General features: G+C 66.0%; 24 protein-coding genes and 1 tRNA gene. 17 read left to right on the plus strand and 8 right to left on the minus strand.

Annotation, left to right across the window (positions count from 1 at the left end; translation table 11 throughout):
- Positions 1 to 109 precede the first annotated feature (109 nt).
- Together DBZ45_RS07235 and DBZ45_RS07240 are read left to right on the plus strand one after the other, a co-directional pair.
- The gene (locus tag DBZ45_RS07235; protein ID WP_111903250.1) at positions 110 to 2,059 is read left to right on the plus strand and encodes a primary-amine oxidase; all 1,950 of its coding nucleotides are present in this window, start codon (positions 110 to 112) and stop codon (positions 2,057 to 2,059) included.
- An 8-nt stretch (positions 2,060 to 2,067) separates the two neighbouring features.
- Entirely contained in the window at positions 2,068 to 2,514 is a 447-nt protein-coding gene (locus tag DBZ45_RS07240; RefSeq protein ID WP_223256967.1) for a hypothetical protein, read from the plus strand.
- A 106-nt stretch (positions 2,515 to 2,620) separates the two neighbouring features.
- Here DBZ45_RS07240 and DBZ45_RS07245 read toward each other — a convergent pair whose 3' ends face one another.
- On the minus strand, positions 2,621 to 3,172 hold the full coding sequence (locus DBZ45_RS07245) for a flavin reductase family protein (RefSeq protein WP_111903352.1): 552 nt from the start codon (positions 3,170 to 3,172) through the stop codon (positions 2,621 to 2,623).
- A gap of 259 nt (positions 3,173 to 3,431) precedes the next feature.
- On the opposite strand from DBZ45_RS07245, the gene pstS reads away from it, so the two are divergent.
- From pstS to pstB, 4 genes are all read left to right on the plus strand, one after another.
- Entirely contained in the window at positions 3,432 to 4,553 is a 1,122-nt protein-coding gene (gene pstS, locus DBZ45_RS07250) for a phosphate ABC transporter substrate-binding protein PstS (RefSeq protein WP_111903251.1), read from the plus strand.
- Positions 4,554 to 4,674: 121 nt separating this feature from the next.
- The gene (gene pstC / locus DBZ45_RS07255; RefSeq protein ID WP_111903252.1) at positions 4,675 to 5,607 is read left to right on the plus strand and encodes a phosphate ABC transporter permease subunit PstC; all 933 of its coding nucleotides are present in this window, start codon (positions 4,675 to 4,677) and stop codon (positions 5,605 to 5,607) included.
- Positions 5,608 to 6,720, plus strand: a complete 1,113-nt coding sequence (gene pstA, locus DBZ45_RS07260; RefSeq protein WP_111903253.1) for a phosphate ABC transporter permease PstA — start codon at positions 5,608 to 5,610, stop codon at positions 6,718 to 6,720.
- Between the two features lie 85 nt (positions 6,721 to 6,805).
- The gene (pstB, locus tag DBZ45_RS07265) at positions 6,806 to 7,585 is read left to right on the plus strand and encodes a phosphate ABC transporter ATP-binding protein PstB (protein WP_111903254.1); all 780 of its coding nucleotides are present in this window, start codon (positions 6,806 to 6,808) and stop codon (positions 7,583 to 7,585) included.
- A gap of 150 nt (positions 7,586 to 7,735) precedes the next feature.
- Here pstB and DBZ45_RS07270 read toward each other — a convergent pair whose 3' ends face one another.
- The 3 genes from DBZ45_RS07270 to DBZ45_RS07280 form a co-directional block, all read right to left on the minus strand.
- A complete protein-coding gene (locus tag DBZ45_RS07270) occupies positions 7,736 to 8,752 on the minus strand; it encodes an inorganic phosphate transporter (RefSeq protein WP_111903255.1) in 1,017 nt (338 codons plus the stop codon).
- A gap of 2 nt (positions 8,753 to 8,754) precedes the next feature.
- Complete coding sequence (locus tag DBZ45_RS07275; protein WP_111903256.1) at positions 8,755 to 9,372, minus strand: DUF47 domain-containing protein; 618 nt, start codon at positions 9,370 to 9,372, stop codon at positions 8,755 to 8,757.
- A 256-nt stretch (positions 9,373 to 9,628) separates the two neighbouring features.
- A complete protein-coding gene (locus DBZ45_RS07280; protein ID WP_102972823.1) occupies positions 9,629 to 10,288 on the minus strand; it encodes a hypothetical protein in 660 nt (219 codons plus the stop codon).
- 244 nt (positions 10,289 to 10,532) lie between these two features.
- Here DBZ45_RS07280 and DBZ45_RS07285 point away from each other — a divergent pair.
- Positions 10,533 to 10,605: transfer RNA gene (locus DBZ45_RS07285), tRNA-Lys, on the plus strand.
- Between the two features lie 92 nt (positions 10,606 to 10,697).
- Here DBZ45_RS07285 and DBZ45_RS07290 read toward each other — a convergent pair.
- A complete protein-coding gene (locus DBZ45_RS07290) occupies positions 10,698 to 12,035 on the minus strand; it encodes a glutamyl-tRNA reductase (protein ID WP_440130507.1) in 1,338 nt (445 codons plus the stop codon).
- A 487-nt stretch (positions 12,036 to 12,522) separates the two neighbouring features.
- Here DBZ45_RS07290 and DBZ45_RS07295 point away from each other — a divergent pair, with 487 nt between their 5' ends.
- From DBZ45_RS07295 to DBZ45_RS07340, 10 genes are all read left to right on the plus strand, one after another.
- Positions 12,523 to 13,530 (plus strand): LacI family DNA-binding transcriptional regulator, encoded by a 1,008-nt coding sequence (locus DBZ45_RS07295; RefSeq protein ID WP_111903258.1) that lies wholly within the window; start codon positions 12,523 to 12,525, stop codon positions 13,528 to 13,530.
- Positions 13,531 to 13,618: 88 nt separating this feature from the next.
- The gene (locus DBZ45_RS07300) at positions 13,619 to 14,176 is read left to right on the plus strand and encodes a cysteine hydrolase family protein (RefSeq protein ID WP_111903259.1); all 558 of its coding nucleotides are present in this window, start codon (positions 13,619 to 13,621) and stop codon (positions 14,174 to 14,176) included.
- Between the two features lie 91 nt (positions 14,177 to 14,267).
- Positions 14,268 to 14,570, plus strand: a complete 303-nt coding sequence (locus DBZ45_RS07305; RefSeq protein WP_111903260.1) for an urease subunit gamma — start codon at positions 14,268 to 14,270, stop codon at positions 14,568 to 14,570.
- Between the two features lie 7 nt (positions 14,571 to 14,577).
- Positions 14,578 to 14,931, plus strand: a complete 354-nt coding sequence (locus DBZ45_RS07310; RefSeq protein WP_111903261.1) for an urease subunit beta — start codon at positions 14,578 to 14,580, stop codon at positions 14,929 to 14,931.
- Positions 14,928 to 16,685 (plus strand): urease subunit alpha, encoded by a 1,758-nt coding sequence (gene ureC, locus DBZ45_RS07315; protein ID WP_111903262.1) that lies wholly within the window; start codon positions 14,928 to 14,930, stop codon positions 16,683 to 16,685. The genes DBZ45_RS07310 and ureC overlap by 4 nt, the downstream gene beginning before the upstream one ends.
- 8 nt (positions 16,686 to 16,693) lie before the next feature.
- Complete coding sequence (ureE, locus tag DBZ45_RS07320) at positions 16,694 to 17,170, plus strand: urease accessory protein UreE (RefSeq protein ID WP_111903263.1); 477 nt, start codon at positions 16,694 to 16,696, stop codon at positions 17,168 to 17,170.
- Positions 17,151 to 17,834, plus strand: a complete 684-nt coding sequence (locus DBZ45_RS07325) for an urease accessory protein UreF (RefSeq protein ID WP_111903353.1) — start codon at positions 17,151 to 17,153, stop codon at positions 17,832 to 17,834. Before ureE ends, DBZ45_RS07325 begins: the two co-directional genes overlap by 20 nt.
- Before the next feature lie 27 nt (positions 17,835 to 17,861).
- Entirely contained in the window at positions 17,862 to 18,479 is a 618-nt protein-coding gene (gene ureG, locus DBZ45_RS07330; protein ID WP_111903264.1) for an urease accessory protein UreG, read from the plus strand.
- Positions 18,480 to 18,535: 56 nt separating this feature from the next.
- Positions 18,536 to 19,366, plus strand: coding sequence for an urease accessory protein UreD (locus DBZ45_RS07335; RefSeq protein ID WP_111903354.1), 831 nt, complete (start codon positions 18,536 to 18,538; stop codon positions 19,364 to 19,366).
- Positions 19,366 to 20,421: a HoxN/HupN/NixA family nickel/cobalt transporter gene (locus tag DBZ45_RS07340; protein ID WP_111903265.1), complete on the plus strand. Its 1,056-nt coding sequence runs from the start codon at positions 19,366 to 19,368 to the stop codon at positions 20,419 to 20,421. The genes DBZ45_RS07335 and DBZ45_RS07340 overlap by 1 nt, the downstream gene beginning before the upstream one ends.
- Positions 20,422 to 20,479: 58 nt before the next feature.
- On the opposite strand, the gene DBZ45_RS07345 is transcribed toward DBZ45_RS07340, so the two are convergent.
- The 3 genes from DBZ45_RS07345 to DBZ45_RS07355 all read right to left on the minus strand — a co-directional run bounded on the left by DBZ45_RS07345 (position 20,480) and on the right by DBZ45_RS07355 (position 23,423).
- Positions 20,480 to 21,472: a carbohydrate kinase family protein gene (locus DBZ45_RS07345; RefSeq protein ID WP_440130506.1), complete on the minus strand. Its 993-nt coding sequence runs from the start codon at positions 21,470 to 21,472 to the stop codon at positions 20,480 to 20,482.
- 113 nt (positions 21,473 to 21,585) lie between these two features.
- Complete coding sequence (locus DBZ45_RS07350) at positions 21,586 to 22,380, minus strand: ATP-binding cassette domain-containing protein (protein ID WP_111903266.1); 795 nt, start codon at positions 22,378 to 22,380, stop codon at positions 21,586 to 21,588.
- The gene (locus DBZ45_RS07355) at positions 22,377 to 23,423 is read right to left on the minus strand and encodes an ABC transporter permease (RefSeq protein WP_111903267.1); all 1,047 of its coding nucleotides are present in this window, start codon (positions 23,421 to 23,423) and stop codon (positions 22,377 to 22,379) included. Before DBZ45_RS07355 ends, DBZ45_RS07350 begins: the two co-directional genes overlap by 4 nt.
- Between the last annotated feature and the right edge of the window lie 20 nt (positions 23,424 to 23,443).

Genomic DNA, 23,443 nt, shown 5'->3' on the forward strand with positions numbered 1-23,443 from the left:
CAGAAAACATTTTCGTCCAAACTCTTGTGAGCCATCTTACGTTCGCTTATTCTCTACAACTATAGAAAATAAACCATCCGACCCGTCAGGGTCATGGACAAAGGCCGCTATGACGCTCTCCACCACAGAAACAGCCAGCCCGTTCCGCCTTGCCTCAGCCGCGGAAATCAGCGAGGTGCAGGGCATTCTTCGCTCTGGGGGCCTCCTTGGTCCGGAGAAGCGCATCGCCTACCTGGGCCTCCTTGACCCTGCCCGCGGAACCGGAACCGGAACCGGAACCGGAACCGGAACCGGTTCCGGAACGGACACGGATCGCCGTTTCCGGGTCTTCATCCACGATGTTTCGGGCGGCCGGCCCCAGGACATTACTGTCTCGGTCACCAGCGGCACGGTGACCTCCGCCGTCGAACTCGACACCGCTGCCACCGGCGAACTGCCGGTCCTCGAAGAGGAGTTCGAGGTGGTGGAGCAGCTGCTGGCCACGGACGGGCGGTGGCTGAAGGCCCTTGCCGCACGGAACCTGGACGTCAGCAGGGTGCGGGTCGCCCCGCTGTCCGCCGGCGTCTTCGAGTACGCGGAGGAGAAGGGCCGCCGGATCCTGCGCGGGCTCGCCTTCGTGCAGGAGTTTCCGGAGGACAGCGCCTGGGCCCACCCGGTTGACGGGCTCGTGGCCTACGTGGATGTGGTCAGCAAGGAAGTCACCCAGGTGATCGACACCGGCATCTTCCCCATCCCGGCAGAGCATGGCAACTACACCGATCCCGAGCTCACGGGACCGCTCCGCACTACCCAGAAGCCCATCAGCATCACCCAGCCCGAGGGTCCCAGCTTCACGCTGACCGGCGGTAACCACATCGAGTGGGAGAAATGGAGCCTGGATGTTGGATTCGACGTCCGCGAGGGCGTGGTGCTGCACAACATCGGCTTCCGGGACGGGGACCGGCTCCGGCCCATCATCAACCGCGCGTCGATCGCCGAGATGGTGGTCCCGTACGGTGATCCGTCCCCGATCAGGTCCTGGCAGAACTACTTCGACACGGGGGAGTACCTCGTGGGCCAGTTCGCCAACTCCCTCGAACTGGGCTGCGACTGCCTCGGCGACATCACCTACCTCAGCCCCGTCATCAGCGACGCCTTCGGCAACCCCCGCGAAATCCGCAACGGCATCTGCATGCACGAGGAGGACTGGGGCATCCTGGCCAAGCACAGCGACCTCTGGTCAGGCATCAACTACACCCGCCGGAACCGCCGCCTGGTGATCTCCTTCTTCACCACCATCGGCAACTACGACTACGGCTTTTACTGGTACCTCTACCTCGACGGCACCATCGAATTCGAAGCCAAGGCCACCGGCATCGTCTTCACGTCCGCATTCCCGGAAGGCGGCTCGGACAACATCTCGCAGCTCGCACCGGGGCTCGGGGCCCCGTTCCACCAGCACATCTTCAGCGCCCGTCTGGACATGGCCATCGACGGCTTCACGAACCGCGTGGAGGAAGAGGACGTGGTCCGGCAGGCCATGGGCCCGGGCAACGAGCGCGGCAACGCCTTCTCCCGGAAGCGCACCCTGCTGACCCGCGAGTCCGAGGCAGTCCGGGAGGGCGATGCCCGGACCGGCCGGACGTGGATCATCTCCAACCCCGGATCGCGGAACCGCCTGGGCGAGCCGGTGGGCTACAAGCTGCACTCCTCCAACCAGCCCACGCTGATGGCCGACCCAGAATCCTCCATTGCCCGGCGGGCCGCGTTTGCCACCAAGGACCTGTGGGTCACCCGCTACGCCGAGGACGAGCGCTACCCGACCGGAGACTTCGTCAACCAGCACTCCGGCGGCGCGGGCCTGCCCGCCTACATCGCCCAGGACCGCGACCTCGACGGCCAGGACATCGTAGTGTGGCACACCTTCGGCCTGACCCACTTCCCGCGCGTGGAGGACTGGCCCATCATGCCGGTGGACACCGTCGGCTTCAAGCTCCGCCCCGAAGGCTTCTTCGACCGCAGCCCGGTCCTGGCCGTCCCGGCCAACGCCAGCCAGTCCGGCCCCCACTGCCACGGCTAGTTCCCGCCGTGGCCGCTGTGCAGCTCCACTCCCGCACGGTCTCTGCGGTGACCGCCGCGTCCTGCGTGGTCCACCTGTGGCTTGTGGCCGGAAACCACCACGGCCCGTGGCTAAACATCATGATGCTCGCGATGGTCGGGGTTTGCCTGCCGTGCGCCGTGCACCTGTGGCGCGGTGGCCGGGGGCGTGCCCTGCGCCAGGTGATGGGCTGCGCCCTGGCCATGACTGCCCTGCATGCCGTCTTGTTGCTGGCCGTCCCGGCCTTCGCCGGGGGCGGCGTGTCCGGCCATTCGCATGCAGGAGCGGCAGCGGCGCCTGGCGCGGGTCCGTTTGGACCGGACGCTGCAGGCCTGCTGGCCATCGTCGTCCTGGAAATTACGACGGCGTTCCTGGCCGCGACGCTGCTTGCCCGCCTTCGCACCGTCCCCCGGACGGCCGGGCTGGCGGCTCGCTGAACCGGCAGAATTAAAACAAAAGCAAAGAAAACCCAAGTGAGTAGCAGCACAGGGCGTTCCCAGCGCTGGGAACGCCCTGTGCTGCTACTGAGTTGGGGGCGGAGGCTTAAGGCGCCAGCCGGCGGAACTCCGAGCCAAAATGCACCAGCGGGTCCGCAGACTCGGACGGTTCCGCCCCACTCCCCATCGCCAGCACCTCGCCCACGATTAGCAGGTGGGTGGCCGCAGGGTGGACCGAGACGGTGCGCAGCTCGAAATAGGCGAGGCAGCCGTCAATGATCGCTGATCCCGTGGCCGGGCCGCGCCGGAACGGCACCTGGGCGAGCAGCCCGTGCAGCGGCGTCCCCGGACTCGCCAGCCATGTCGCCGTGCCCTGGTGCTTGCCGGACAGCACACTGAGGGCCCAGGTGCCGGCTTCCTCCACGGCTTCGCCAATGCGGGACTCCGCGTACAGGCTGACCAGCATGGTGGGCGGGTCGTAGGACACCGAGAGGAAGCCGCTGACCGTGGCAGCGTAGTCCCTGTTCCGCAGTCGGGTGGAAACCACTCCGACGCCGGCGGTGATGTCCGAACTCAGCCTGCGGTACAGGTCCACGTCGGAATCCGACGGCGGCCGCTCGCCCAACTGCCGTGCGTCCAGCGGCCCTGAAATTTCCATGACGCCATCGTGCCACGTGGGGCCGATGTTAACCCTGTTGACAATGTGGCGCATCCACTACGACTGTGGCGCAGCTAACGCAATGGCAACCCAGCATCTGTAAGCCAATGGCCCGCCGTCGTTAACCCTCCGTTCACCTCCGACCCCAAAACTTGTTACCTGCGGCCCATACCTTCAGTGAAGGTACAAAAAGTACGAATCTCACGTACGGACGTCTCCGGTCCGCACCGCATCAGAAACCCTGGAAGGGGTACACCCAGTGAAGGCACTCCGCTTCGGCCGCCACGCGGCAATCGCTGTTATCGCCGCTGGCGCACTCGCGCTCACCGCCTGTGGTTCAGACAACGCCACGGGCACCGCCCCGGCAGGCAGCGCCTCCGCCGCCGGCACCAAGGTCACCGGCACGCTCACCGGCATCGGCTCCTCCGCGCAGGGCGCGGCCATGGACGTGTGGAAGACCAACTTCGCCTCCGCGAACCAGGGCGCCACCGTGCAGTACTCCCCGGACGGCTCCGGCGCCGGGCGCAAGGCCATCGTGGACGGTTCGGCTCAGTTCGCCGGTTCCGACGCCTACCTGAAGGACGAGGAACTCGCCGCGGCCAAGAAGGTGTGCGGCCCCGAGGGTGCCATCGAGATCCCCGTCTACATCTCGCCGATCGCCATTGCCTTCAACCTGCCGGACATCACCGAGCTGAAGCTGGACGCCCCCACCGCGGCCAAGATTTTCCGCGGCGAGATCGCGAAGTGGAACGACCCCGCCATCGCAGCACTGAACCCGGACGCCAAGCTCCCGGACCTCGCCGTCACCCCGGTGAGCCGCTCTGACGACTCCGGCACCACCAAGAACTTCACCGAGTACCTCTCCGCCGCGGCTCCCGATATCTGGAAGGACAAGGCCGACGGCATCTGGCCGGCATCCCTCAAGGGAGAGAACGCCAAGGGCACGTCCGGCGTCGTCAAGACCGTCACCGACACCCCGGGCGCCGTGGCCTACGCCGACGACTCCGCCGTTGGCGGAAAGCTGGGCATCGCCCAGATCAAGGTCGGTTCCGAGTTCGTCAAGATCTCCCCGGAAGCTGCTTCCAAGGCAGTCGACGCCGGCAAGCCTGTTGAAGGCCGCGCAGACACCAGCGGCGCCATCAAGCTCGACCGCACCACCACCGAGGCCGGCGCCTACCCCGTAGTCCTGGTTTCCTACCACATCGTCTGCTCCACCTACGACAAGCAGGAAACCGTGGACCTGGTCAAGGCTTTCGAGACCTACGTAGTGTCCGAAGAGGGCCAGAAGGCTGCCGCCGAGTCCGCCAAGTCGGCTCCGATCTCCGCCGCCCTGGCCGAGAAGGCTGTCAAGGCCATTGAAACCATCAAGGTCAAGTCGTAACGACTTATCTGTTCGCCGAGGTTCCCCGCCCAGCCGCCAGGCAGGGCGGGGAACTTAGCCGTGTAAAGCGCGGTTTCAGCACGATCCACATTTCTGCACCACCAACACCGAAGGGCCGGGTATGACCACCACCTCCCTGACCAGTTCCCGAGGCGCCGGCCGCGCCGGGGACAAAGTCTTCTCCGGAGCGGCCTTGACGGCAGGCTGCCTGATCCTTGCCGTTCTTTTCGGCGTGGCGCTCTTCCTTGTCATCCAGGCGATTCCCGCCTTCACCGCCCCCGCCGCGGACATCCAGGGTGGCGAAGGCTTCTTCGCCTACATCTGGCCGATCGTCATCGGCACCCTCATTGCAGCCATCATCGCCCTGGCCATCGCCACGCCGGTGTCCATCGGAGTTGCCCTCTTCATCTCGCACTTCGCCCCCCGCGGCCTCGCGTCCGGCCTCGGCTACGTCATTGACCTGCTCGCCGCGATCCCCTCCGTGGTTTACGGCGCCTGGGGCGCGGCCTTCCTGGCCCCCCAAATTTCGCCCGCGTACGGCTGGCTCGCCGCGAACATGGGCTGGCTGCCCATCTTCCAGGGACCTGCCTCCGCCACCGGCAAAACCATCCTGACCGCCGGCATCGTGCTGTCAGTCATGGTCATCCCCATCATCACGTCGCTGTCCCGCGAGATCTTCCTCCAGACCCCCAAGCTGCACGAGGAAGCAGCCCTCGCACTGGGCGCCACGCGCTGGGAAATGATCAAGATGTCGGTGCTGCCCTTCGCCCGACCGGGCATCATCAGCGCCGTCATGCTGGGTCTCGGCCGCGCCCTCGGCGAAACCATGGCCGTGGCGCTCGTGCTGTCCTCCGGCGCACTCACCGCCAGCCTGATCCAGTCCGGCAACCAGACCATCGCCGCCGAGATCGCCCTGAACTTCCCCGAGGCCAGCGGCCTCAAGGTGAGCACCCTGATCGCCGCGGGCCTGGTCCTGTTCGTGATCACCCTCGCCGTCAACATGATTGCCCGCTGGATCATCAGCCGGCACAAAGAATTCTCGGGAGCCAACTAAATGACCTCCACCCTGACCCCGGTCCGTAAGCGGTCAGCCCTGACCAAGGGCCAGCTGCCCAAGTACGCCCCTTACGTGGTCCTGGGCGTCGCGCTGGTCCTCGGTGCTGCCATCCTTGCCCTGATCGGCTTCAACGCCTTCGGCTGGGGAGTGGTCTCAGCCATCCTGTTCGCCGCAGGACTCGTCGGCTGGAGCGCCGCCGTTGAGGGATCACGCAAGGCCAAGGACAAGCTCGCCACCTGCCTCGTGGTGGGCGCCTTCCTGGTGGCACTGCTCCCGCTGATCTCCGTCATCTGGACCGTCATGGTCAACGGCATCCCGGGCCTGCTCAACCCCGGCTTCCTGGGGACCTCGATGAACGGCGTCACCGGCGTGTTCGACAACCGGGCGGCAGAAGGCACCGGGCCGGTCATCGGCGGTATCTACCACGCCCTCATCGGCACCCTGCAGATCACCCTGCTGGCCACCGTCATCTCCGTTCCGGTGGGCCTCCTGACGGCGATCTACCTAGTGGAATACGGCAACGACCGCCCGCTGGCCCGCGCCATCACGTTCTTCGTGGACGTCATGACCGGCATCCCGTCCATCGTGGCCGGCCTCTTCGCCGCCGCGTTCTTCTTCGCGGTGGTGGGGCCCGGCACCAAGACCGGCGCCGTCGCCGCCGTCGCGCTGTCCGTGCTGATGATCCCGGTGGTGGTCCGCTCCAGCGAGGAAATGCTGAAGATCGTGCCCAACGAGCTCCGGGAGGCCGCCTACGCCCTGGGCGTCCGCAAGTGGCGGACCATCCTCAAGGTAGTCATCCCGACGGCGATCTCCGGCATTGCGTCCGGCGTCACCCTGGCGATCGCCCGGGTCATCGGCGAGACCGCCCCCATCCTGGTGACCGCCGGGTTTGCGACGAGCATCAACAACAACGTGTTCGGCGGGTGGATGGCGTCCCTGCCAACGTTCATCTACACGCAGATCCTGAACCCCACCTCGCCGTCCAATCCGGATCCGTCGTCGCAGCGGGCGTGGGGTGCGGCCCTGGTCCTCATCATCCTGGTGATGCTGCTCAACCTCGGCGCCCGCCTGATTGCCCGGGTCTTCGCCCCGAAGACAGGCCGCCGCTAGGCCGGACGCACCTACCAGGCAGCCCATACCGGCTAGTGCGGCCGGGATCTAGACTTCATTTCATACCAGCAAGTTAAGGAACATCATGTCCAAGCGCATCGACGTCAAAGACCTGAACGTGTACTACGGCAATTTCCTGGCCGTGGAAGACGTCAGCATCAACATCGAGGCCAAGTCCGTCACGGCTTTCATCGGCCCCTCGGGCTGCGGCAAGTCCACCTTCCTGCGCACTCTCAACCGCATGCACGAGGTGCTGCCCGGCGCCCGCGTCGAAGGTGAGGTCCTGCTCGACGGCGACAACCTGTACGGACCCGGCGTGGACCCGGTCACGGTGCGGTCCCAGATCGGCATGGTGTTCCAGCGGCCCAACCCGTTCCCCACCATGTCCATCCGGGACAACGTCCTGGCCGGCGTGAAACTCAACAACCAGAAGATCTCCAAGGGCGAGGCCGATGCCCTGGTGGAACGCTCGCTCCGCGGCGCCAACCTCTGGAACGAGGTCAAGGACCGCCTGGAGAAGCCGGGCTCGGGACTGTCAGGCGGCCAGCAGCAGCGCCTCTGCATCGCCCGCGCAATTGCCGTGGAGCCGCAGGTAATCCTCATGGATGAACCGTGCTCCGCCCTGGACCCGATTTCCACCCTGGCCGTTGAGGACCTCATCAACGAGCTCAAGGACCAGTACACCGTGGTGATCGTGACCCACAACATGCAGCAGGCGGCCCGGGTCTCGGACAGGACGGCGTTCTTCAACATCGCCGGCACCGGCAAGCCGGGCAAGCTCATCGAGTTCGCCGAGACCAGCACCATCTTCAACAACCCGAGCCAGAAAGCCACCGAGGACTACGTCTCCGGCCGCTTCGGGTAGAACCCATACAGCAACGCGGGGTCACTTATCGTCCAATATCCCCTGAGGAATGGGCGCTAAGTGTCCCCACCCGCTCCCTAGCCTCGCAAGCTCGGCCAGGGAACCCTGCGGGCGTGGGCCCCCCGCGTTGCTGTATTAAGCGTTGCTGTATCAGACGCCGATCAGCGGGGAGAGCGCCAGCTCCAGGACGAAGGCGCCCGCGGCGGTGGCTGCCGGCGTCAGGACCCACAGGGACAGGATCCGGGTCACCAGCTTGCGGTGGCTGGTGGCAAACTGCTGGTTTTCCCCCGCGCCGAGCACGGCCGACGTGACCGTGTGCGTGGTGGACAGGGGCCAGTGCAGCCCGATGGCGCCAATAAACAGCAGGAGCGCACTGAAGCCTTGGGCCACCACGCCGCGTAGCGGATCGATCCGGGTGAGCCGGTAGCCGATGGTGTGCGAGATGCGCCAGCCGCCGAACAGCGTGCCCACCGTGATCATCACTGCGGACAGCATCGCCACCCACATTGGAAGCGAGCCGCCGTCGGAATAGCCTGCGGCCAGCAGTGCCAGGATGAGCACTGCGCTGATCCGCTGACCGTCCTGCAGCCCGTGGCCAAAGGCTACGGCACCGGCGGCGATCGACTGTGCCGCCCGGAACCGCTTGTTGACGACGCTCGGCTGGGCGTAGCGCGCAGCCCAGGTGACGGGAAAGACCAGCAGGTAGGCGGCAATGAACGCGACAACAGGCGAGAGGGCCAAGGGGAGGACCACCTGGAAGAGGAGTGACTGGTCCACGCCGCTCACCGAGTTGCCGCCCACCACCGCGCTGGCGGTCCCGGCGCCCGCCAGTCCGCCCACCAAGGCATGCGTGGAGGAGGAGGGAATGCCCCGCCACCACAGGAAAATGCCCCAGGCGCACGCACTGGCGAGGCCGGCGGCAATGATGGTCAGACCGCTGTTCCCGGGAGGGAGGGCCACCCAGTTCTGGCTGATGGCCACCGCCAGTCCGGCACTGAGAAAGGCACCGATGAGGTTGAAAAGGGCGGCCAGCAGGACGGCGATGGTGGGGGTCAAAGCTCGCGTGCGCACAGCCAGGGCTACGGACGTCGACACATCCCGGAAGCCGTTGATGAAGGCGAATGCCGCGCTGAGGAGCACCACCAGGGCGAAGATGAACAGCGTCACTCTCAGGATTCCTTGACGATGATGCTGCCCACCTGGGTGGCGATCCGGCGCATGTCCTTGGTGACCTCGACCAGCTGGTTGGCGATGTCCCGGTTGCGGGCATACTGGGCTGATTTCATTTCCTTGAGCATGTCCGCCACCCAGACACGGTGCGTGCGTTCAGCCCGCTTGGCCAGACGCAGGACCTCGATCCAGTAGTCCTCAAGGTCGTCCAGATTGTTCAGGCGGCGCATTGCATCAGCCGTCAGCTCAGCCTGGCGGCTGATGATTTCCAGCTGGTCGGCCGCGCGCTTCGGCAGCCGGTCCAAATTGTAGAGCGCCACCAGCTCGGCGGCGGCGTCCAGCTTTTCAATGGCTTCGTTCAGGCTCTGCGAGAGAAAATACATGTCCTCCCGGGGGAGCGGATTCACAAAACTGGTGCGCATGTGCGTCAGGAGGGCGAAGTGCAGCTCGGCCGACTTTGCCTCGTGGTTGTGCATGTCCTCCACCAGCCTGTGGTGCTCGGAGGACGGTGCGCCCAGGATTTCCGCCATGGTGGCACTGGCAAAAACGATCTGCCGGGCCAGCTGCGAAAGAAGGTTCAGGCCTGCGGGCTCCTGGGGAAAAAGGCGCAGCTTCATGAGTACCGGTCTCCGGAGGATCGTCAGGGCGGGACGCCGCGGGAGTTCTTGACTTGACGTCCGAGCCGCAGCTAGACAGTACTTTACCGGCACCTGCGTTGGGGCATAAAAATGGTGCCGAACCGGATACGCCTCTCGGCGGTAGGCCGCTCTAGGCGGCTAAATGTTGAAGCCCGGGGGTTTCGCGGTTCGGCACCGATTTCAGTCTTCTACTTTGGCTGGGTCAAGTCAACATTGACAGATTTCGTCTGATGGGTCAGTCAAGCTCACCCAGCCGCCAGGCGTTGGCGGCGTGTTCCAGGTCCTCTGCGGTCTTGACGAGCAGGTGGGAGTTGCGCGTCAGTTTGCGCGCGTGGCTCTCGTTGGAATGCTCCGCGCCGTCCGCTAGCGTGGCCTGGCCGAGTGCCACCACGCGGCAAAAAGCGGCGGAGCGCTCCAGCGCAACGTCGAACTCGCCGTCGAAGGCCCCGGACAGGATCGCGTCCGCCATGGTCTTCATTTCATCGGCGCCCGGCGGCTCAGCCGCGCCGGCCACCACATGGGAGACCTGGGCGGTGTCCTTGCCGGCCTTGAAATAAACGGAGATGCGCTCGGGATCCTGCACCGTTGCCGCACGGAGGGCGTACAGCCGCCACAGCGCGCCGGGCAGTGAGCGGGCCGGGCTTTCCGCCCACATCTCCGCTATCGCCTCAAGGCCCTGCTCGTCGGCCAGCTTGACCAGCCGTTTGGTGATGACGGGATCATCGCTGTCCCGCCCGTGGCGCACCAGAGCCTGGGCGGCCAGATGCGCAGCTTCCGAGACGCGCGCCGGGTCGGCGCCGCCTGCGAAAGGTTCGAAATCAATGGGCGCAAAAGGCTTCGGTTTGTGGTGCCGCTCCGCCCCGCCCGGGCCGCTGGTTCCTGCGTTCTGGCTCATGGTCCCACGCTACTCCTGCAGGGAACCGGAATCGAGCGTCCTTTCAGCGCCTGCATTTCCTGGGAACGGCATCCATCGGGCACCTGCACTCCTTGCTGCCTCCCGGCAAAGACACGTTCGACGACGGCGGCGGGCCGCCGTGCTGAAGTCGCCACCGTCTGGGGTACAGTATTAAACGTTCAGAAATGGACTGGAACTGTTTCGCGTTTGCAGGCTTTTGTGTCCGCATTCCAGCAGGCAGTTTGGGCCTTTAGCTCAGTTGGTAGAGCATCGGACTTTTAATCCGTGGGTCGTGGGTTCGATCCCCACAGGGCCCACTCTTTTAGCGAAGAGTGGAAAATCCCCGGATTCCTGGCAACAGGAATCCGGGGATTTTTTATTGGCGCAGGGTTATCGCAAAAAACGGCGGCTAGCTCGCTGCCGGCAGGGCGTCCTCCGTGGCCACAATGCCTTGACGCTCCCGCGCCGGGCAGCCCTGCGGGCCCCTTTCCGCTTCCGGGTAGGCGCCGTTCACGGCCGTCTGCGCTTCCACACCGGCCGTCACGTCCAACCCGAACAGTGTTTCAAGGGCAGCGGTGTATTCGTCCTGCCGGCCGGCTGCCGCCAGTTCACGCCCCCGCGAGGTTGGCACATGCAGGAGCTGCCGCACTACCCGCCGCAGGGCGAATTCCACCGCTTCCGCCGTGGCCGTGCAGCCGTGCTGGTTCTTCACCCGTGCCACTTCATCAGCCAGTACCGACTGCATGTGTCCGCGCAGCGCTACGATTGCCGGATCCAGAAGCCGCGCCTGCCGGTCCTCCTCGAACCTCAGGGCGGCCCGCCGGACAAGCTCACCGGCCTGGCGGACGACGTCGGTTTGTTCACGCGGCGAAGCCAGCCGCACATGCTCCAGCGTGATGAGGTCAAGCCCCGGCAGTTCGCCTACTTCCGGCTCGAAGTCACGGCTCAGGGCGAGGTCGACGACGACGAGCGGGGCGGCAGCGCCCTGCCGGAAGCTCCGAAAGTCCTCGGAGCCGAGCCTGGGGCCGCGGCCGCTGCAGCCGATCACCACATCCGCTCCGCGGACGGCGGCGGGCAGATCCTCGGCGGTGAGGCCGGTGGCGCCCCGGGCTGCCGCGAAGGCCTCGGCCCGTCCGGACCAGGAAAACACGGACACCGCAGAACACGCCCTTGCTGCGAGGAGCGCCAGGGTAGAGCCGGCGTAGGCGCCGGTGCCGATGACCACCACGGACAGTCCGGCAAGGTCTTGGGGTCCAAGCTTGGATAGGACCAGGTCCAGCGCAACGGACACCATAGAGCGGCCGGCCTCACCCAGGGCCGTCAGCGAGCCGACTTCGCGGGCGGCACGGGAGGCCGCCTGGAAGAGACGGACCAGGGCGCCGCTGGCCGTTCCGTCCTCCTGTGCGGAGGCCAGCGACCGGCGCAGTTGGCCAGCGATTTCGCGTTCGCCCACCACTGCCGAGTCAAGGCCGGCGCCCACCGAGAAGAGATGCTCAGTCATGGCGGTGCCGGTCAGGCAGTCAAGGGCCCGGTCGAGTTCGTAAGGGGAAACGCCTGAACATGTGCTGATGACACGCAGCACGCGCTGCCTGGTGATGTCCGGATCCGCGGCCGGAGCGACATCGCAATAGATTTCGAACCGGTTGCACGTGGCGAGCACGACTGCTCCCGCAACGCCGTCCACGTCCGCAATAATGCCCGAAGTAATACGGACGGGTCCCGAACCGAGCCGGGCCAAGAACTCCAGGCCGGATCCCCGGCCCTCCTCGCCGCCAACCGGTTCGGGACCCCCGTCACCGGACCGGAGAAATGAACCCCGGTCCGGTGTGCGGGCACGATGGGAAACCACAAGAGCAAACTGCCGTTCTGACGGGGGTAATCCTTTTATGGACCCCCCTGCACCCTGCAACAATTCGGCCCCCTTCTGCCGCAACGTTCCCCACCCTGTCCTGCCGCGCCGCTTGGTTGCCGCCCCGGGTGGTGGCCACCGCGAGGTCACCGTTTGCCGGACCGGTCCCGCCAGTGGCCGCCGCTTAGAGGACACTGCCGGTTTGTCGCTGGGGCCAGGCGCCGTTGCCTGGCCCCAGAGCCAAGAGACCTTGCAGAAAGGGTGGAGTACCCACCTTGGGAAATTCTTGGCGGGCGGGGCGGCCTGCATTCTGCAACGATGTAGCAGAGAGGAATACAGCTGAGAGATATACCCCGGGAAAGTGTGCCGTGAAAGGGGGACTTGCATGGCGGTGACAATGAACGATGTTGCCCGCGCGGCCGGGGTTTCCCTGAAAACCGTGTCGAACGTGCTCAACAACTATGAGTTCATCAGGCCGGCCACCCGGCAGAAAGTGCTGGACGCCATCGCCGAGCTCGGGTATGAGGCCAACCTGACGGCGCGGAGCCTGAGGTCCGGAAAGTCCCGCATGCTGGGCCTGGTGGTGTCCGACCTTTCCGTGCCCTACTACGCAGAGCTCGCTTCCAAGCTCATGAGTGCGGCAGCAGCCCGGGACTACCGCGTCCTGGTTGAGCAGTCGGCCGCGACTCGGGCCAACGAACTTGCTGCCCTGCAGGGATCGCTGAGCCAGCTGACGGACGGGCTCCTGTTCATTCCGCTGGTGCTCGACGCGGACGCTGTGGCCGCTGCCCGGCGCGGTACCAAGCCCCTCGTGATGCTCGGCGAACACATCGACGACCCCCGGTTCGACCAGGTCACCATGAAGAATGTGGGCGCGGCCAGGGCCGTGACAGCCCACCTGCTGGCGGGAGGCCGGCGTCGTATCGCAGTGATCGGTGCTTCCCCCGGGGACCGTGTGGGTTCGTCCGGCCTTCGGCTGGCCGGATACCGGGAGGCGCTTGCCGAGGAGGGAATCGACTTTGACCCGGCCCTGACGGTGCCGGCCGAATGGCGCCGTGACGGGGGCGCGTCCGCGGTGGCCAGGCTGCTCGAGGGCGGCCAGCCATTCGACGCTGTCTTCGGACTCAATGACGCCCTGGCCCTGGGTGCCATGCACGAACTGCTGCTCCGCGGGATAAGGGTGCCCGGGGACGCAGCCGTGGCCGGGTTCGACGACATCGATGAGGCGCGGTTCTCGTCCCCATCCCTGACCACCGTGGCGCCCGGCATGAACGAGATCGCAGAGCGGTCCGTGCAGCTGCTGATCGACCGGATCGAGGGAACCGAGAAGGCCGCCGGGGGCGTGCACGCGGAAGCGGAATTCGAATTGCGAATCCGGGCCTCGGCCCCCTAGGGCGCGGTGGGGTTTCGCAATCCGGGTTTCACAGGGTCCGCGAACGGGTACGTCACCGTCACCGGCACAGTGAAGGAAAGGTGGATCCATGATTGCCCTGCTCGTCATCGACATGCAGAACGCATACTTCGAAGCGCCGGAACTGTCAGCCCAGCGGGAGCGGCTGGTCACCTCCTGCAACAGGCTGCTGGAGGGCTTCACCTCCAGCGGACACAAGGCGCTGCTGGTTGGCACAGAGCATGAGCGCGACAAATCAACGTGGACGCTGAGCATGCTCGACGACGACCAGGGCTTCATTTTCCGCGGCAGCGAGCAGGCGGAGGCCGTGCCCGGCCTCGCCACCGACGGCCTGCCGCAGCTGAGCAAGACGCGGGACAGCGCCTTTATTGGCACCAACCTGCTGTCCCGGCTGCGGAACTGGGGCGCCGACGAGGTGGTGCTGGCCGGGGTCTCCACGCACAACTGCATCGCGCAGACCGGAGCGGACGCTTTCGCCCACAACATCCGGGTTACGTACGCCGAGGACGCCATGGCTTCGGAGGACAGCCAGGATGCCGCGGACATGCTGCGCATCCTGTCCACCACTTACCGCCAGCCGGTCCAGCCGAGCGAGGAGATCCTGGCCCGGCTCAGCGGCGCACACTGAGGGCCGGACCTGACACGTCCGAAACGTGGTGGAAACGAATGGGGCCTAGTCTGGGTCCCACGCCGACCCGCCGGCCGTCGAAGGGATCCCCATGCATCTGCTGCCCCGTGAGCAGGAAAAGCTCATGATCGTGGTCGCCGCCGACCTCGCCCGCAGGCGCCAGGGGCGCGGGCTCAAACTGAACTACCCGGAAGCCGTGGCCATCATCAGCTACGAGCTGATCGAGGGTGCCCGGGACGGCCGCACCGTGGCCGAGCTCATGAGCTACGGCACCTCGCTGCTCACCCGCGCCGACGTCATGGATGGTGTGCCGGAGATGATCCACGATGTCCAGATCGAGGCCACTTTTCCTGATGGCACCAAGCTCGTCACCGTCCACGATCCCATCCGATAGGGGCGCCATGATTCCCGGAGAGTACGTCCTGCGTCCCGAACCGCTGGTGATTAACCCGGGACGGGAGGCTGTCGACGTCGTTGTTCTCAACACCGGTGACCGTCCCGTGCAGGTGGGCTCGCACTACCACTTTGCGGAGGCGAACCCGGCGCTGGAATTCGACCGCGGCGCCGCCTATGGGCGGCGCCTGGACATTCCCGCCGGCACCGCAGCACGGTTCGAACCGGGCGACGGGAAGACTGTCCGGCTGATCAGGCTGGCCGGAAGCCGGGAGGTTTACGGCCTGAGCAATGCGGTGAACGGCAGCCTCGGCGACGGCGCGGGCCGGGGCAGCACTGACAAGGACGGGGGCGTCCGATGAGTTTCGAGTTGTCCCGCAGGCAGTACGCGGACCTCTACGGCCCGACGACGGGAGACGCGATCCGTCTCGCTGACACCGATCTGTTCCTCGAGATCGAAAAGGACCTCACGAACTACGGCGAGGAAGTGGTCTTCGGCGGCGGCAAGGTCATCCGTGACGGAATGGGCCAGAACGGCCAGGCCACCCGGGACGGAGGCCCTGACGGCGGCGTGCCGGACACCGTCATCACCAACGTTGTGGTGCTGGACTACACCGGCATCTACAAGGCCGACGTGGCACTGAAGGACGGCCACATCTTTCGGATCGGCAAGGCGGGAAACCCGCAGATTGCCGACGGCGTGGACATCGTCATCGGCGCCAGCACAGAGATCATCGCGGGGGAGCGCAAGATCCTCACCTCCGGGGGAGTGGACACGCACATCCACTTCATCTCCGCAGACCAGGTCGCCACAGCCCTCTGCAGTGGGGTGACCACCATGGTGGGCGGCGGCACCGGACCGGCCGAAGGCACCAAGGCCACCACAGTCACCCCGGGAAAATGGCACATCCACCGCATGCTGCAGGCCGCCGAGGGGTTTCCCGTCAACATCGGCCTGTTCGGCAAGGGGCATGCTTCCGCCGTCGAGCCGTTGGCCGAGCAGATCCGCGCGGGCGCGGTGGGCCTGAAGGTCCACGAGGACTGGGGTTCCACCACGTCCTCGATCGACACCTCACTGAAGGTGGCGGACGAGTATGACGTCCAGGTGGCCATCCACACGGACACGCTGAACGAGTGTGGCTTCGTGGAGGACACCATCCGGGCCATCGACGGGCGGGTCATCCACACGTTCCACACCGAAGGCGCCGGGGGAGGGCACGCGCCGGACATCATCAGGATCGCCGGCCTGCCGAACGTGCTTCCCGCCTCCACGAACCCCACGCTGCCCTACACACAAAACACCATCGAAGAGCACCTGGACATGCTCATGGTGTGCCACCACCTCAACCCGGACATTCCGGAGGATGTGGCTTTCGCCGATTCCCGTATCCGGGCGGAGACCATCGCGGCGGAGGACGTCCTGCAGGATCTCGGCATCTTCGCCATCACGTCGTCGGATTCCCAGGCCATGGGGCGCGTGGGCGAGGTGATCACCCGAACCTGGCAGGTGGCGGACAAGATGAAGAAGCAGCGCGGCGTCCTGAAGGACCCTGCCGGCGCCGCCCACGGTGCAGCATCTGGCTCCGGTACGGAGAGCGACAACTTCCGGCTGAAGCGCTACGTGGCGAAGTACACCATCAACCCGGCCATCGCCCAGGGCATGGCTGATTCCATCGGCTCCGTCGAGGAGGGCAAGTTCGCCGACCTGGTGCTCTGGGATCCGGCGTTCTTCGGCGTGAAGCCCGAACTGGTTATCAAAGGCGGCCAGATCGCCTACGCCCTGATGGGCGACGCCAACGCTTCCATCCCCACACCCCAGCCGCGCACCCTGCGGCCCATGTTCGCCACCCACGGCAAGGCATTGCAGCAGTCTTCCATCACCTTTCTGTCCCAGGCGGCCATCGACGCAGGCGTGCCCGAGGAGCTGGGCCTGGAGAAGGTCATCCGACCGGTCTCCGGCATCCGGGCCCTGACCAAGGCGGACCTCAAATACAACGACGCCACGCCTGACATCCAGGTGGACCCGGAAACGTACACGGTGACCGTGGACGGGGAAAAGGTCACCTGCGAGCCATCGGACGTACTGCCCATGGCGCAGCGCTACTTCCTCTTCTAGGAGTTCAGATGATCATCGAGAAAGTCCTCGGCAACCTGCACGACCAACCTGCCGAGTCCTATTCCGGCCTGCACCGGGAGAAGGTGGTGCTGCCGAGCACCCAGCTGGTCAAACGGATCCAGCGCGTCACCACCGACCACGGCAACGAGATCGGCATCCGGCTTCCTACCGGATCGGCTGATCTCCGCGACGGCGACGTGCTGCACATCGCCGAAACCAACATGATCGTGGTCTCTGTGCTGCCCACCGACGTCCTGGTGATCGCACCACGGACCATCCACGAGATGGGCGTCGTGGCCCACTCCCTCGGCAACCGGCACCTGCAGGCGCAGTTTTTCGATGCAACGTCCGAGTACGGCGCCGAAGTCATGGTGTGCCAGTACGACCACACCGTCGAGGACTACCTCAAACACGTCGGCGCGCCCTACGACCGCCAGGAACGCGTCATGCCAGAGCCTTTCCGCCATGCTGAACACTCGCACTAGCATCCATCAGCTGGCGCTTAGGCAGCTTACTGATTCCGCCTTGCCTACTGGGGCGTTTGCTCATTCGTTAGGGTTTGAGACCTATATCGAGCGGGGGGTCGTTCATGATGAGGAGTCCTTTGGGGTGTGGCTGGCTGCCTTCGTCTCTCAGCAGCTGACTTATTCGGATGCCTTGGCTATCCGCTTTTTGTACGAAGGGGTTTCCGTCCTTGAGCTGGATGAGTTGCTTACTGCGCAGCTTTTGCCGCGGCAGGTGCGGGAGGCGAGCGTCAAGATGGGTGGGCGGTTGATTGAGATCGGTACCGAGGTGTTTCCGTCGGAGGAGCTGGACGCGTACCGGGCGCTGGTGAGCGGGGGCCGGGCCGCGGGCCATCAGCCGCTGGCGTTCGCCGTCGTCGCCCGCTCACTGGGGGTGCCGCAGGCGGAGGCGATTGCCGCGTACCTTTTTGCAACTGTCACGTCGCTGACGCAGAACGCCGTCCGGGCCATCCCGCTCGGGCAGAACGCCGGCCAGCGGGTGCTGCGGAAGATGCACGACGCCGTTGCTGCCGCCGTCGAGCGGACCGCCCGCCTCACGCCGGACGACTTCGGGGCCGTCAGCCCCGGACTGGAGATTTCGCAGATGAGGCATGAGCGCCAGCGTGCCCGCATGTTCATGAGCTAACTGTGCTTTTTGACTTAGGAGGACAACATGGCTGAACCCATCAAGATCGGCGTCGGCGGCCCCGTCGGCGCCGGAAAGACCCAGCTCGTGGAACGGATCACGCGCCATATGAGCACGGAGATCTCCATGGCCGCCATTACCAACGACATCTACACGATCGAGGACGCGAAGATCCTGGCCGCCAACGGCATCCTGCCGGAGGACCGCATCATCGGCGTCGAAACCGGCGGCTGCCCGCACACCGCCATCCGCGAAGACACGTCCATGAACACGGCCGCCATCGAGGAGCTTAAGCAGCGGCACCCCGACCTGCAGGTGATCTTCGTGGAATCCGGCGGCGACAACCTTTCCGCCACCTTCAGCCCCGAGCTGGTGGACTTCTCGATCTACATCATCGACGTCGCTCAGGGTGAGAAGATCCCCCGGAAGGCCGGACAGGGCATGATCAAGTCCGACCTCTTCATCATCAACAAGACAGACCTCGCCCCGCACGTCGGCGCAGACCTCGCCGTCATGGAACGCGACTCCAAGGAATTCCGCGGCGACAGGCCATTTTGCTTCACGAACCTCAAAACGGACGAAGGCCTTGAGCACGTCACCGAATGGATCCGCCGCGAAGTGCTGATGCTCGACTTGGCCTTATGAGGACGACGGAAGGTCCGCTGGTTGAGCTTGTCGAGACCGTTCAATCACCGGCACCGATGGGGGAGCTTGAGCTGCAAGTCGTCGCGCGTGCGGGGAAGTCCTTTGCGGCGCACCAATTTCACCGGGGCGCCTTGCGCGTACTGCGACCTCATTACCTCGATGACTCTGGCCAGGTTTGCTACGTCGTCGTCAATCCTGGCGGGGCGTATTTGGGGGCCGACCTTTACGTCCTGGACGTGGAGGTGGGGGACGGGGCTGACCTGCTGCTCACTACCCAGTCCGCGACGAAGATCTACCGGACCCCGGAATCCTTTGCCGAGCAGCGGATGACCGTCCGGCTGGGGGAGGGTTCGCGGCTGGAGCTGGCGCCGGACCAGGTCATCGCCTACCGGGAGGCCAGCTACCGGCAGAAAACGCACATCACGATGCGGCCGACGTCGAGCCTGGTGATGGCCGAGGTGATCACGCCGGGGTGGTCACCGGACGGGGCCTCCTTCCGGTACGAGGAGCTGCGGCTCCGCAATGAGATCCACGTGCAGACGGACGGGGGCACCCGGCTGCTCGCATTGGACAACCTGCTGGTCCGCCCGCCGCTCGACGACGTTACCGGCACGGGCTTCATGGAGGGCTACAGCCACTTGGGTTCGCTGGTGGTGGCGGACGCGCGCGTGGACCAGGCGCTCGCCGACGAGCTGCACCAGCTTGCGGAAAAGTTCGACGCCTACACAGGGATCTCGCTCAGTGCCACAATGGACGGAATCACGGCACTGGTGCTCCGGTCCCTGTCGAACAGCACGGAAAAACTCAATACGCTACTGGGTGGCTGCAGTGGCCTTCTCCGTCAACGCTGGTACGGCCAGGCGCCCCTGAACCTGAGGAAGTACTGATGACTACCTTGACCCAGTTCGCCGCCATGTACCGCGAGCGGGAGCAGCTGCCGCTCCGGACGCGCCTGCTGGCCACCTTTTCCGCGGTGGGCATCCTTCACCTTGCCGCCGTCGTTCTTCTGGTCGCCGGCACTGCAGCGTCGGGGCAGCCGCTGGCGTTCGGACTGGTGCTCACGGCATACCTGGCCGGCATCAAGCACAGCTACGACTGGGACCACATCGCCGCCATTGACAACTCCACCCGGAAGTTCGTGGCGCAGCGGCAGGATCCCACCAGTGTGGGATTCGCCTTCAGCCTGGGGCACAGTTCGGTGGTGATCCTGGCCGGGGCCCTGGTGGTCTCCGGGGTGACGCTGATAGGCAGGTTCATGACCGAGGGCAGCACCGGAAACCTGGTCCTTGGGCTGATCGGCAGCGGGGTGTCCGGTCTCTTCCTGCTGGCCATGGGGCTCTTCAACGGGTCTGCGTTTCTCGGCGCCGCCAGGTCCTACCGGAGGGTTCGGGGCGGTGGAACAGTGCTGCCGGAGGAGCTCGAAGCCAAGGGCTTTGTGGCCCGCCTTCTGGCCCGGCCGCTGTCAAAGGTGCGGCGGCCCAGGAACGTCTACGTGATCGGCTTCCTGTTCGGGCTCGGTTTTGATACCGCCACCACCATTGGGCTCCTGGTGATGACGACGGCGGCCTCCTTGGCGGGCGTTTCGCCCGTCGCGCTGCTGGCACTTCCGCTCGCGTTCACCGCCGCCATGACCCTGTGCGACACCACGAACGGCATTGCCATGATGCGGATGTACAGGTCGGCCATCCACGATCCCCTGCGAAAACTTGGCTTCAACGCCGTCATCACTGGGCTCTCGGCCCTCTCCGCGCTATTCGTTGCCGTGATAACCCTCGGCGGATTCTTCAACGCGGCCTTCGGGCTGAAGGACCCTCTCACCGCCTGGCTGGGCGCCATCGATCTGGGCGATGCCGGGCTGCTGCTGGTGGCGGCATTCCTGGCTCTGTGGGGTGCGGCATCGTTGCGCGGGCGCCGGCGGGCCGTTTCCCAGGCCCGCGCCTAGCCGCGCGAGTCTCGCTCGGCAGCTAGGCGTACGCCCCAGCTGTCTTAGCTGCGATCTCTCAAGCGACCGCGTTAGCCGCCACGTCGTCGGGCGTCGCCGCGTCCTCCGGCAGGTCCGCGAGGAGTTCAGCCGCCGTGGGCGGGTTGGCTCCCGGGCGGCGCACGGTGATCGCGGCGGCCTTCGAGGCAGTGCGTCCCAAGGTTTCCAGCACTGCCGGCGCCAGGCCATCCGCTCCCCGCGCCAGGAGCCCGTAGATCAGCGCCGCCATATACGAATCCCCGGCCCCGATGGTATCGGCCACTGCGGACCTGACGGCCGGCACCACCAGCTGCACGTCCGGAGTGGCCAGCAGCGACCCCTCGGAACCGCGGGTGACCACCGCGAGCCCCGCACCCAGCTCGAGGATGCGCGCCGCTGCGTCCTCCAGCTGCAGGCCAGGATAGAGCCAGCGGGCATCCTCGTCGCTCAGCTTGACCACGTCGGTGAGCGATACCAGCTCCTCGAAGATAGTCCGGGCCTCGGCATGGCTGCCGAGGAGTGCCGGGCGGATGTTGGGATCGTAGGTGACCACGCATTCACGGTGCGACTGCTCCAGGAGGGTCCTGACGGCTGCTGCGCCCGGGGCCAGGAAGGTCGCGATGGAGCCGGTGTGGAGCACCTTGGGAAGGGATGCCGGTGCCACGGGTGGCAGTTCCCAGCGGATGTCGAAGTCGTAGCTGGCCGATCCGTCGGCGGCCAGCGTCGCCGTGGCTGTGGCCGTCCTGCCCGGTGTCCTCGAACCGGGCAGGAGTGCGACGCCGGCACGCTGCAGGTGCGCCTCGATGGCCCGCCCGCGGTGGTCGTCGCCGATCGAGGTGAGGAGTGCGGTCCGGATGCCGAGCCGGCCCAGCCCGTAGGCAACGTTCGCCGGCGATCCACCGGGGTGCTCGACTGTTCCGTCTGCGGACGCGACGACGTCCACCAGGGCTTCACCGATGACGATGACTTCCGGGCTTGCCGCGCGGGCTTCTGAGTAAGCAGTGCCGGTGCCGGGGGTGGAGGTTGGATTCACGGTGAGGCCTTTCATGGAGCCGTCCGCGGGCCGGCTTCGGCCCGCGGACGGAGGTGGAGAGTGCTGTGTTGCTGGGTGCCGCTGGTGTTGCTGGTTTTGGATGGAGCGCCCGGTCAGGCCGTGGCGGCGCCCGTCATGATCGCCACGGCGTCGGTCATGCTGTGCGACTGAGGCGTGATGGTCGCCGCGCACTTTCCGAGCCGCTGGACGTGGATCCGGTCCGCCACGTCGAACACATGGGGCATGTTGTGGCTGATCAGAATCACCGGCAGGCCCCTGTCCCGGAGGTCGCGGACCAGTTGCAGGACCTGGTTCGATTCCCGGACGCCGAGTGCCGCCGTCGGCTCATCGAGGACAACCACCTTGGAGCCGAACGCCGCGGCGCGGGCCACGGCCACAGCCTGGCGCTGGCCGCCGGACAGGTTCTCCACCGGCACTGTCACGTCCTGGAGTGTCGAGATGCCCAGCCGGGTCAGTTCCTCCTTGGCCTTGCGGCGCATTCCCTTCGTGTCCAGGACACGGAAGAGCTTGCCCAGCGGGCCGGCAAGCCGTTCTTCGCGGCCCAGGAACAGGTTGGAAGCAACGTCCAGCGCGGGTGAGACCGCAAGGTTCTGGTAGACGGTTTCGATGCCGTGGGCGCGGGCGTCCTGCGGCCGCTTGAAGTGCACTGCCTGCCCGGACACCTTCAGCTCGCCGGAGTCCGGCACCTCGGCGCCGGTGAGGCACTTGATCAGGGTGGACTTGCCAGCCCCGTTGTCGCCGATGACGGCGAGCACTTCACCCGGGTAGAGGTCCAGGCTGACGCCGTCCAGGCCCACAACGCGTCCGAAGGTCTTGACGAGGTTCCTGGCCTGCAGGATCGGCTGCCGCACCGCGGTGCCGGACGGCTGCATTTCAGTGGCGGTCATGATTTCACCTTTCGGATCCACTGGTCGATGGACACAGCGAGGATGATGAGGACGCCCACGGCGAGGGTCTGGTACAGCACGTCCAGTCCCGCCAGGGACAGGCCGTTGCGGAACACGCCCACGATCAGCGCGCCGAGGAGGGAACCCCAGACGGAGCCGCGGCCGCCGAAGAGGCTGGTTCCGCCAATCACGACGGCGGTGATGGAGTCGAGGTTGAGGTCAACTCCGGCGTTGGGGCTGGCTGCGTTGGTGCGGCCGATCTGGAGCCAGGCACCCATGGCCAGGACGGCCCCGGCGGCGAGGTAGACGCTCATCAGGACGCGGTTGACTGGAATGCCGGCCAGTCGGGCGGCTTCCTTGTCATCCCCGACGGCGTAGACGTGCCGGCCCCACGCGGTCTTGCCCAGGATGAATGCCACGGCGCCATAGAGCAGGAGCATCATGATCACGCCGGTGGAGATGCGCACGGGGCCCAGCGGGAACGTGCTTCCGGTCCAGGTGAGCAGGCCCGGCATGCTGGAACCGCGGACGGTGGAACCGCCGGAGTACAGCAGCGTGACGGCGATGAAGATGTTCAGGGTTCCGAGCGTGACGATGAACGGCGGGAGTTTGAACCTGGTGACGAGGAAGCCGTTGAGGGCGCCTGCCCCAAGGCCCACCACGAGGCCGGCCAGCAAGGCCAGCGGGCCGGGAATGCCGCTGCCCACGGCCAGCTGCGCCACCACCATGGACGAGAGGATCATGACGGCGCCGACGGAGAGGTCGATGCCCGCGGTGAGGATGATGAGTGTCTGCGCGATCGCCAGGGTTCCCACCACGGAGACCTGCTGGGTGATCAGCGAGAGGTTTTCGAACCGCAGGAACCGGTCGTTGAGGAGCCCGAAGACCACCACGGCCACGAGCAGCACAATCGCCGGGCTGAGCGCCGGGTACCGGTGCAGGATGTTGCGGATGCGGCTGAGCGGGGTCTGGCGGTCGAGGAATTCCCCGGCCAGGTCGGCGTGCCCGGTGGCGGGCGGGCCGGCTGTCTGTTGCTGGGCCATGTTTGCTCCTGTCATGTCCG

The sequence above is a fragment of the Arthrobacter globiformis genome (genome assembly GCF_003261175.1).
GTDB classification, from domain to species: domain Bacteria; phylum Actinomycetota; class Actinomycetes; order Actinomycetales; family Micrococcaceae; genus Arthrobacter; species Arthrobacter globiformis_A.

Excerpts from the sequence above, each read along its gene's own strand:
- DBZ45_RS07235 (WP_111903250.1), top strand. The coding sequence starts at position 110 with ATGACGCTCTCCACCACAGAAACAGCCAGCCCGTTCCGCCTTGCCTCA.
- DBZ45_RS07245 (WP_111903352.1), bottom strand. The coding sequence starts at position 3,172 with ATGGAAATTTCAGGGCCGCTGGACGCACGGCAGTTGGGCGAGCGGCCG.
- pstC (WP_111903252.1), top strand. The coding sequence starts at position 4,675 with ATGACCACCACCTCCCTGACCAGTTCCCGAGGCGCCGGCCGCGCCGGG.
- pstA (WP_111903253.1), top strand. The coding sequence starts at position 5,608 with ATGACCTCCACCCTGACCCCGGTCCGTAAGCGGTCAGCCCTGACCAAG.
- pstB (WP_111903254.1), top strand. The coding sequence starts at position 6,806 with ATGTCCAAGCGCATCGACGTCAAAGACCTGAACGTGTACTACGGCAAT.
- DBZ45_RS07275 (WP_111903256.1), bottom strand. The coding sequence starts at position 9,372 with ATGAAGCTGCGCCTTTTTCCCCAGGAGCCCGCAGGCCTGAACCTTCTT.
- DBZ45_RS07280 (WP_102972823.1), bottom strand. The coding sequence starts at position 10,288 with ATGAGCCAGAACGCAGGAACCAGCGGCCCGGGCGGGGCGGAGCGGCAC.
- DBZ45_RS07295 (WP_111903258.1), top strand. The coding sequence starts at position 12,523 with ATGGCGGTGACAATGAACGATGTTGCCCGCGCGGCCGGGGTTTCCCTG.
- DBZ45_RS07300 (WP_111903259.1), top strand. The coding sequence starts at position 13,619 with ATGATTGCCCTGCTCGTCATCGACATGCAGAACGCATACTTCGAAGCG.
- DBZ45_RS07305 (WP_111903260.1), top strand. The coding sequence starts at position 14,268 with ATGCATCTGCTGCCCCGTGAGCAGGAAAAGCTCATGATCGTGGTCGCC.
- DBZ45_RS07310 (WP_111903261.1), top strand. The coding sequence starts at position 14,578 with ATGATTCCCGGAGAGTACGTCCTGCGTCCCGAACCGCTGGTGATTAAC.
- ureC (WP_111903262.1), top strand. The coding sequence starts at position 14,928 with ATGAGTTTCGAGTTGTCCCGCAGGCAGTACGCGGACCTCTACGGCCCG.
- ureE (WP_111903263.1), top strand. The coding sequence starts at position 16,694 with ATGATCATCGAGAAAGTCCTCGGCAACCTGCACGACCAACCTGCCGAG.
- DBZ45_RS07325 (WP_111903353.1), top strand. The coding sequence starts at position 17,151 with ATGCTGAACACTCGCACTAGCATCCATCAGCTGGCGCTTAGGCAGCTT.
- ureG (WP_111903264.1), top strand. The coding sequence starts at position 17,862 with ATGGCTGAACCCATCAAGATCGGCGTCGGCGGCCCCGTCGGCGCCGGA.
- DBZ45_RS07335 (WP_111903354.1), top strand. The coding sequence starts at position 18,536 with ATGGGGGAGCTTGAGCTGCAAGTCGTCGCGCGTGCGGGGAAGTCCTTT.
- DBZ45_RS07340 (WP_111903265.1), top strand. The coding sequence starts at position 19,366 with ATGACTACCTTGACCCAGTTCGCCGCCATGTACCGCGAGCGGGAGCAG.
- DBZ45_RS07350 (WP_111903266.1), bottom strand. The coding sequence starts at position 22,380 with ATGACCGCCACTGAAATGCAGCCGTCCGGCACCGCGGTGCGGCAGCCG.
- DBZ45_RS07355 (WP_111903267.1), bottom strand. The coding sequence starts at position 23,423 with ATGGCCCAGCAACAGACAGCCGGCCCGCCCGCCACCGGGCACGCCGAC.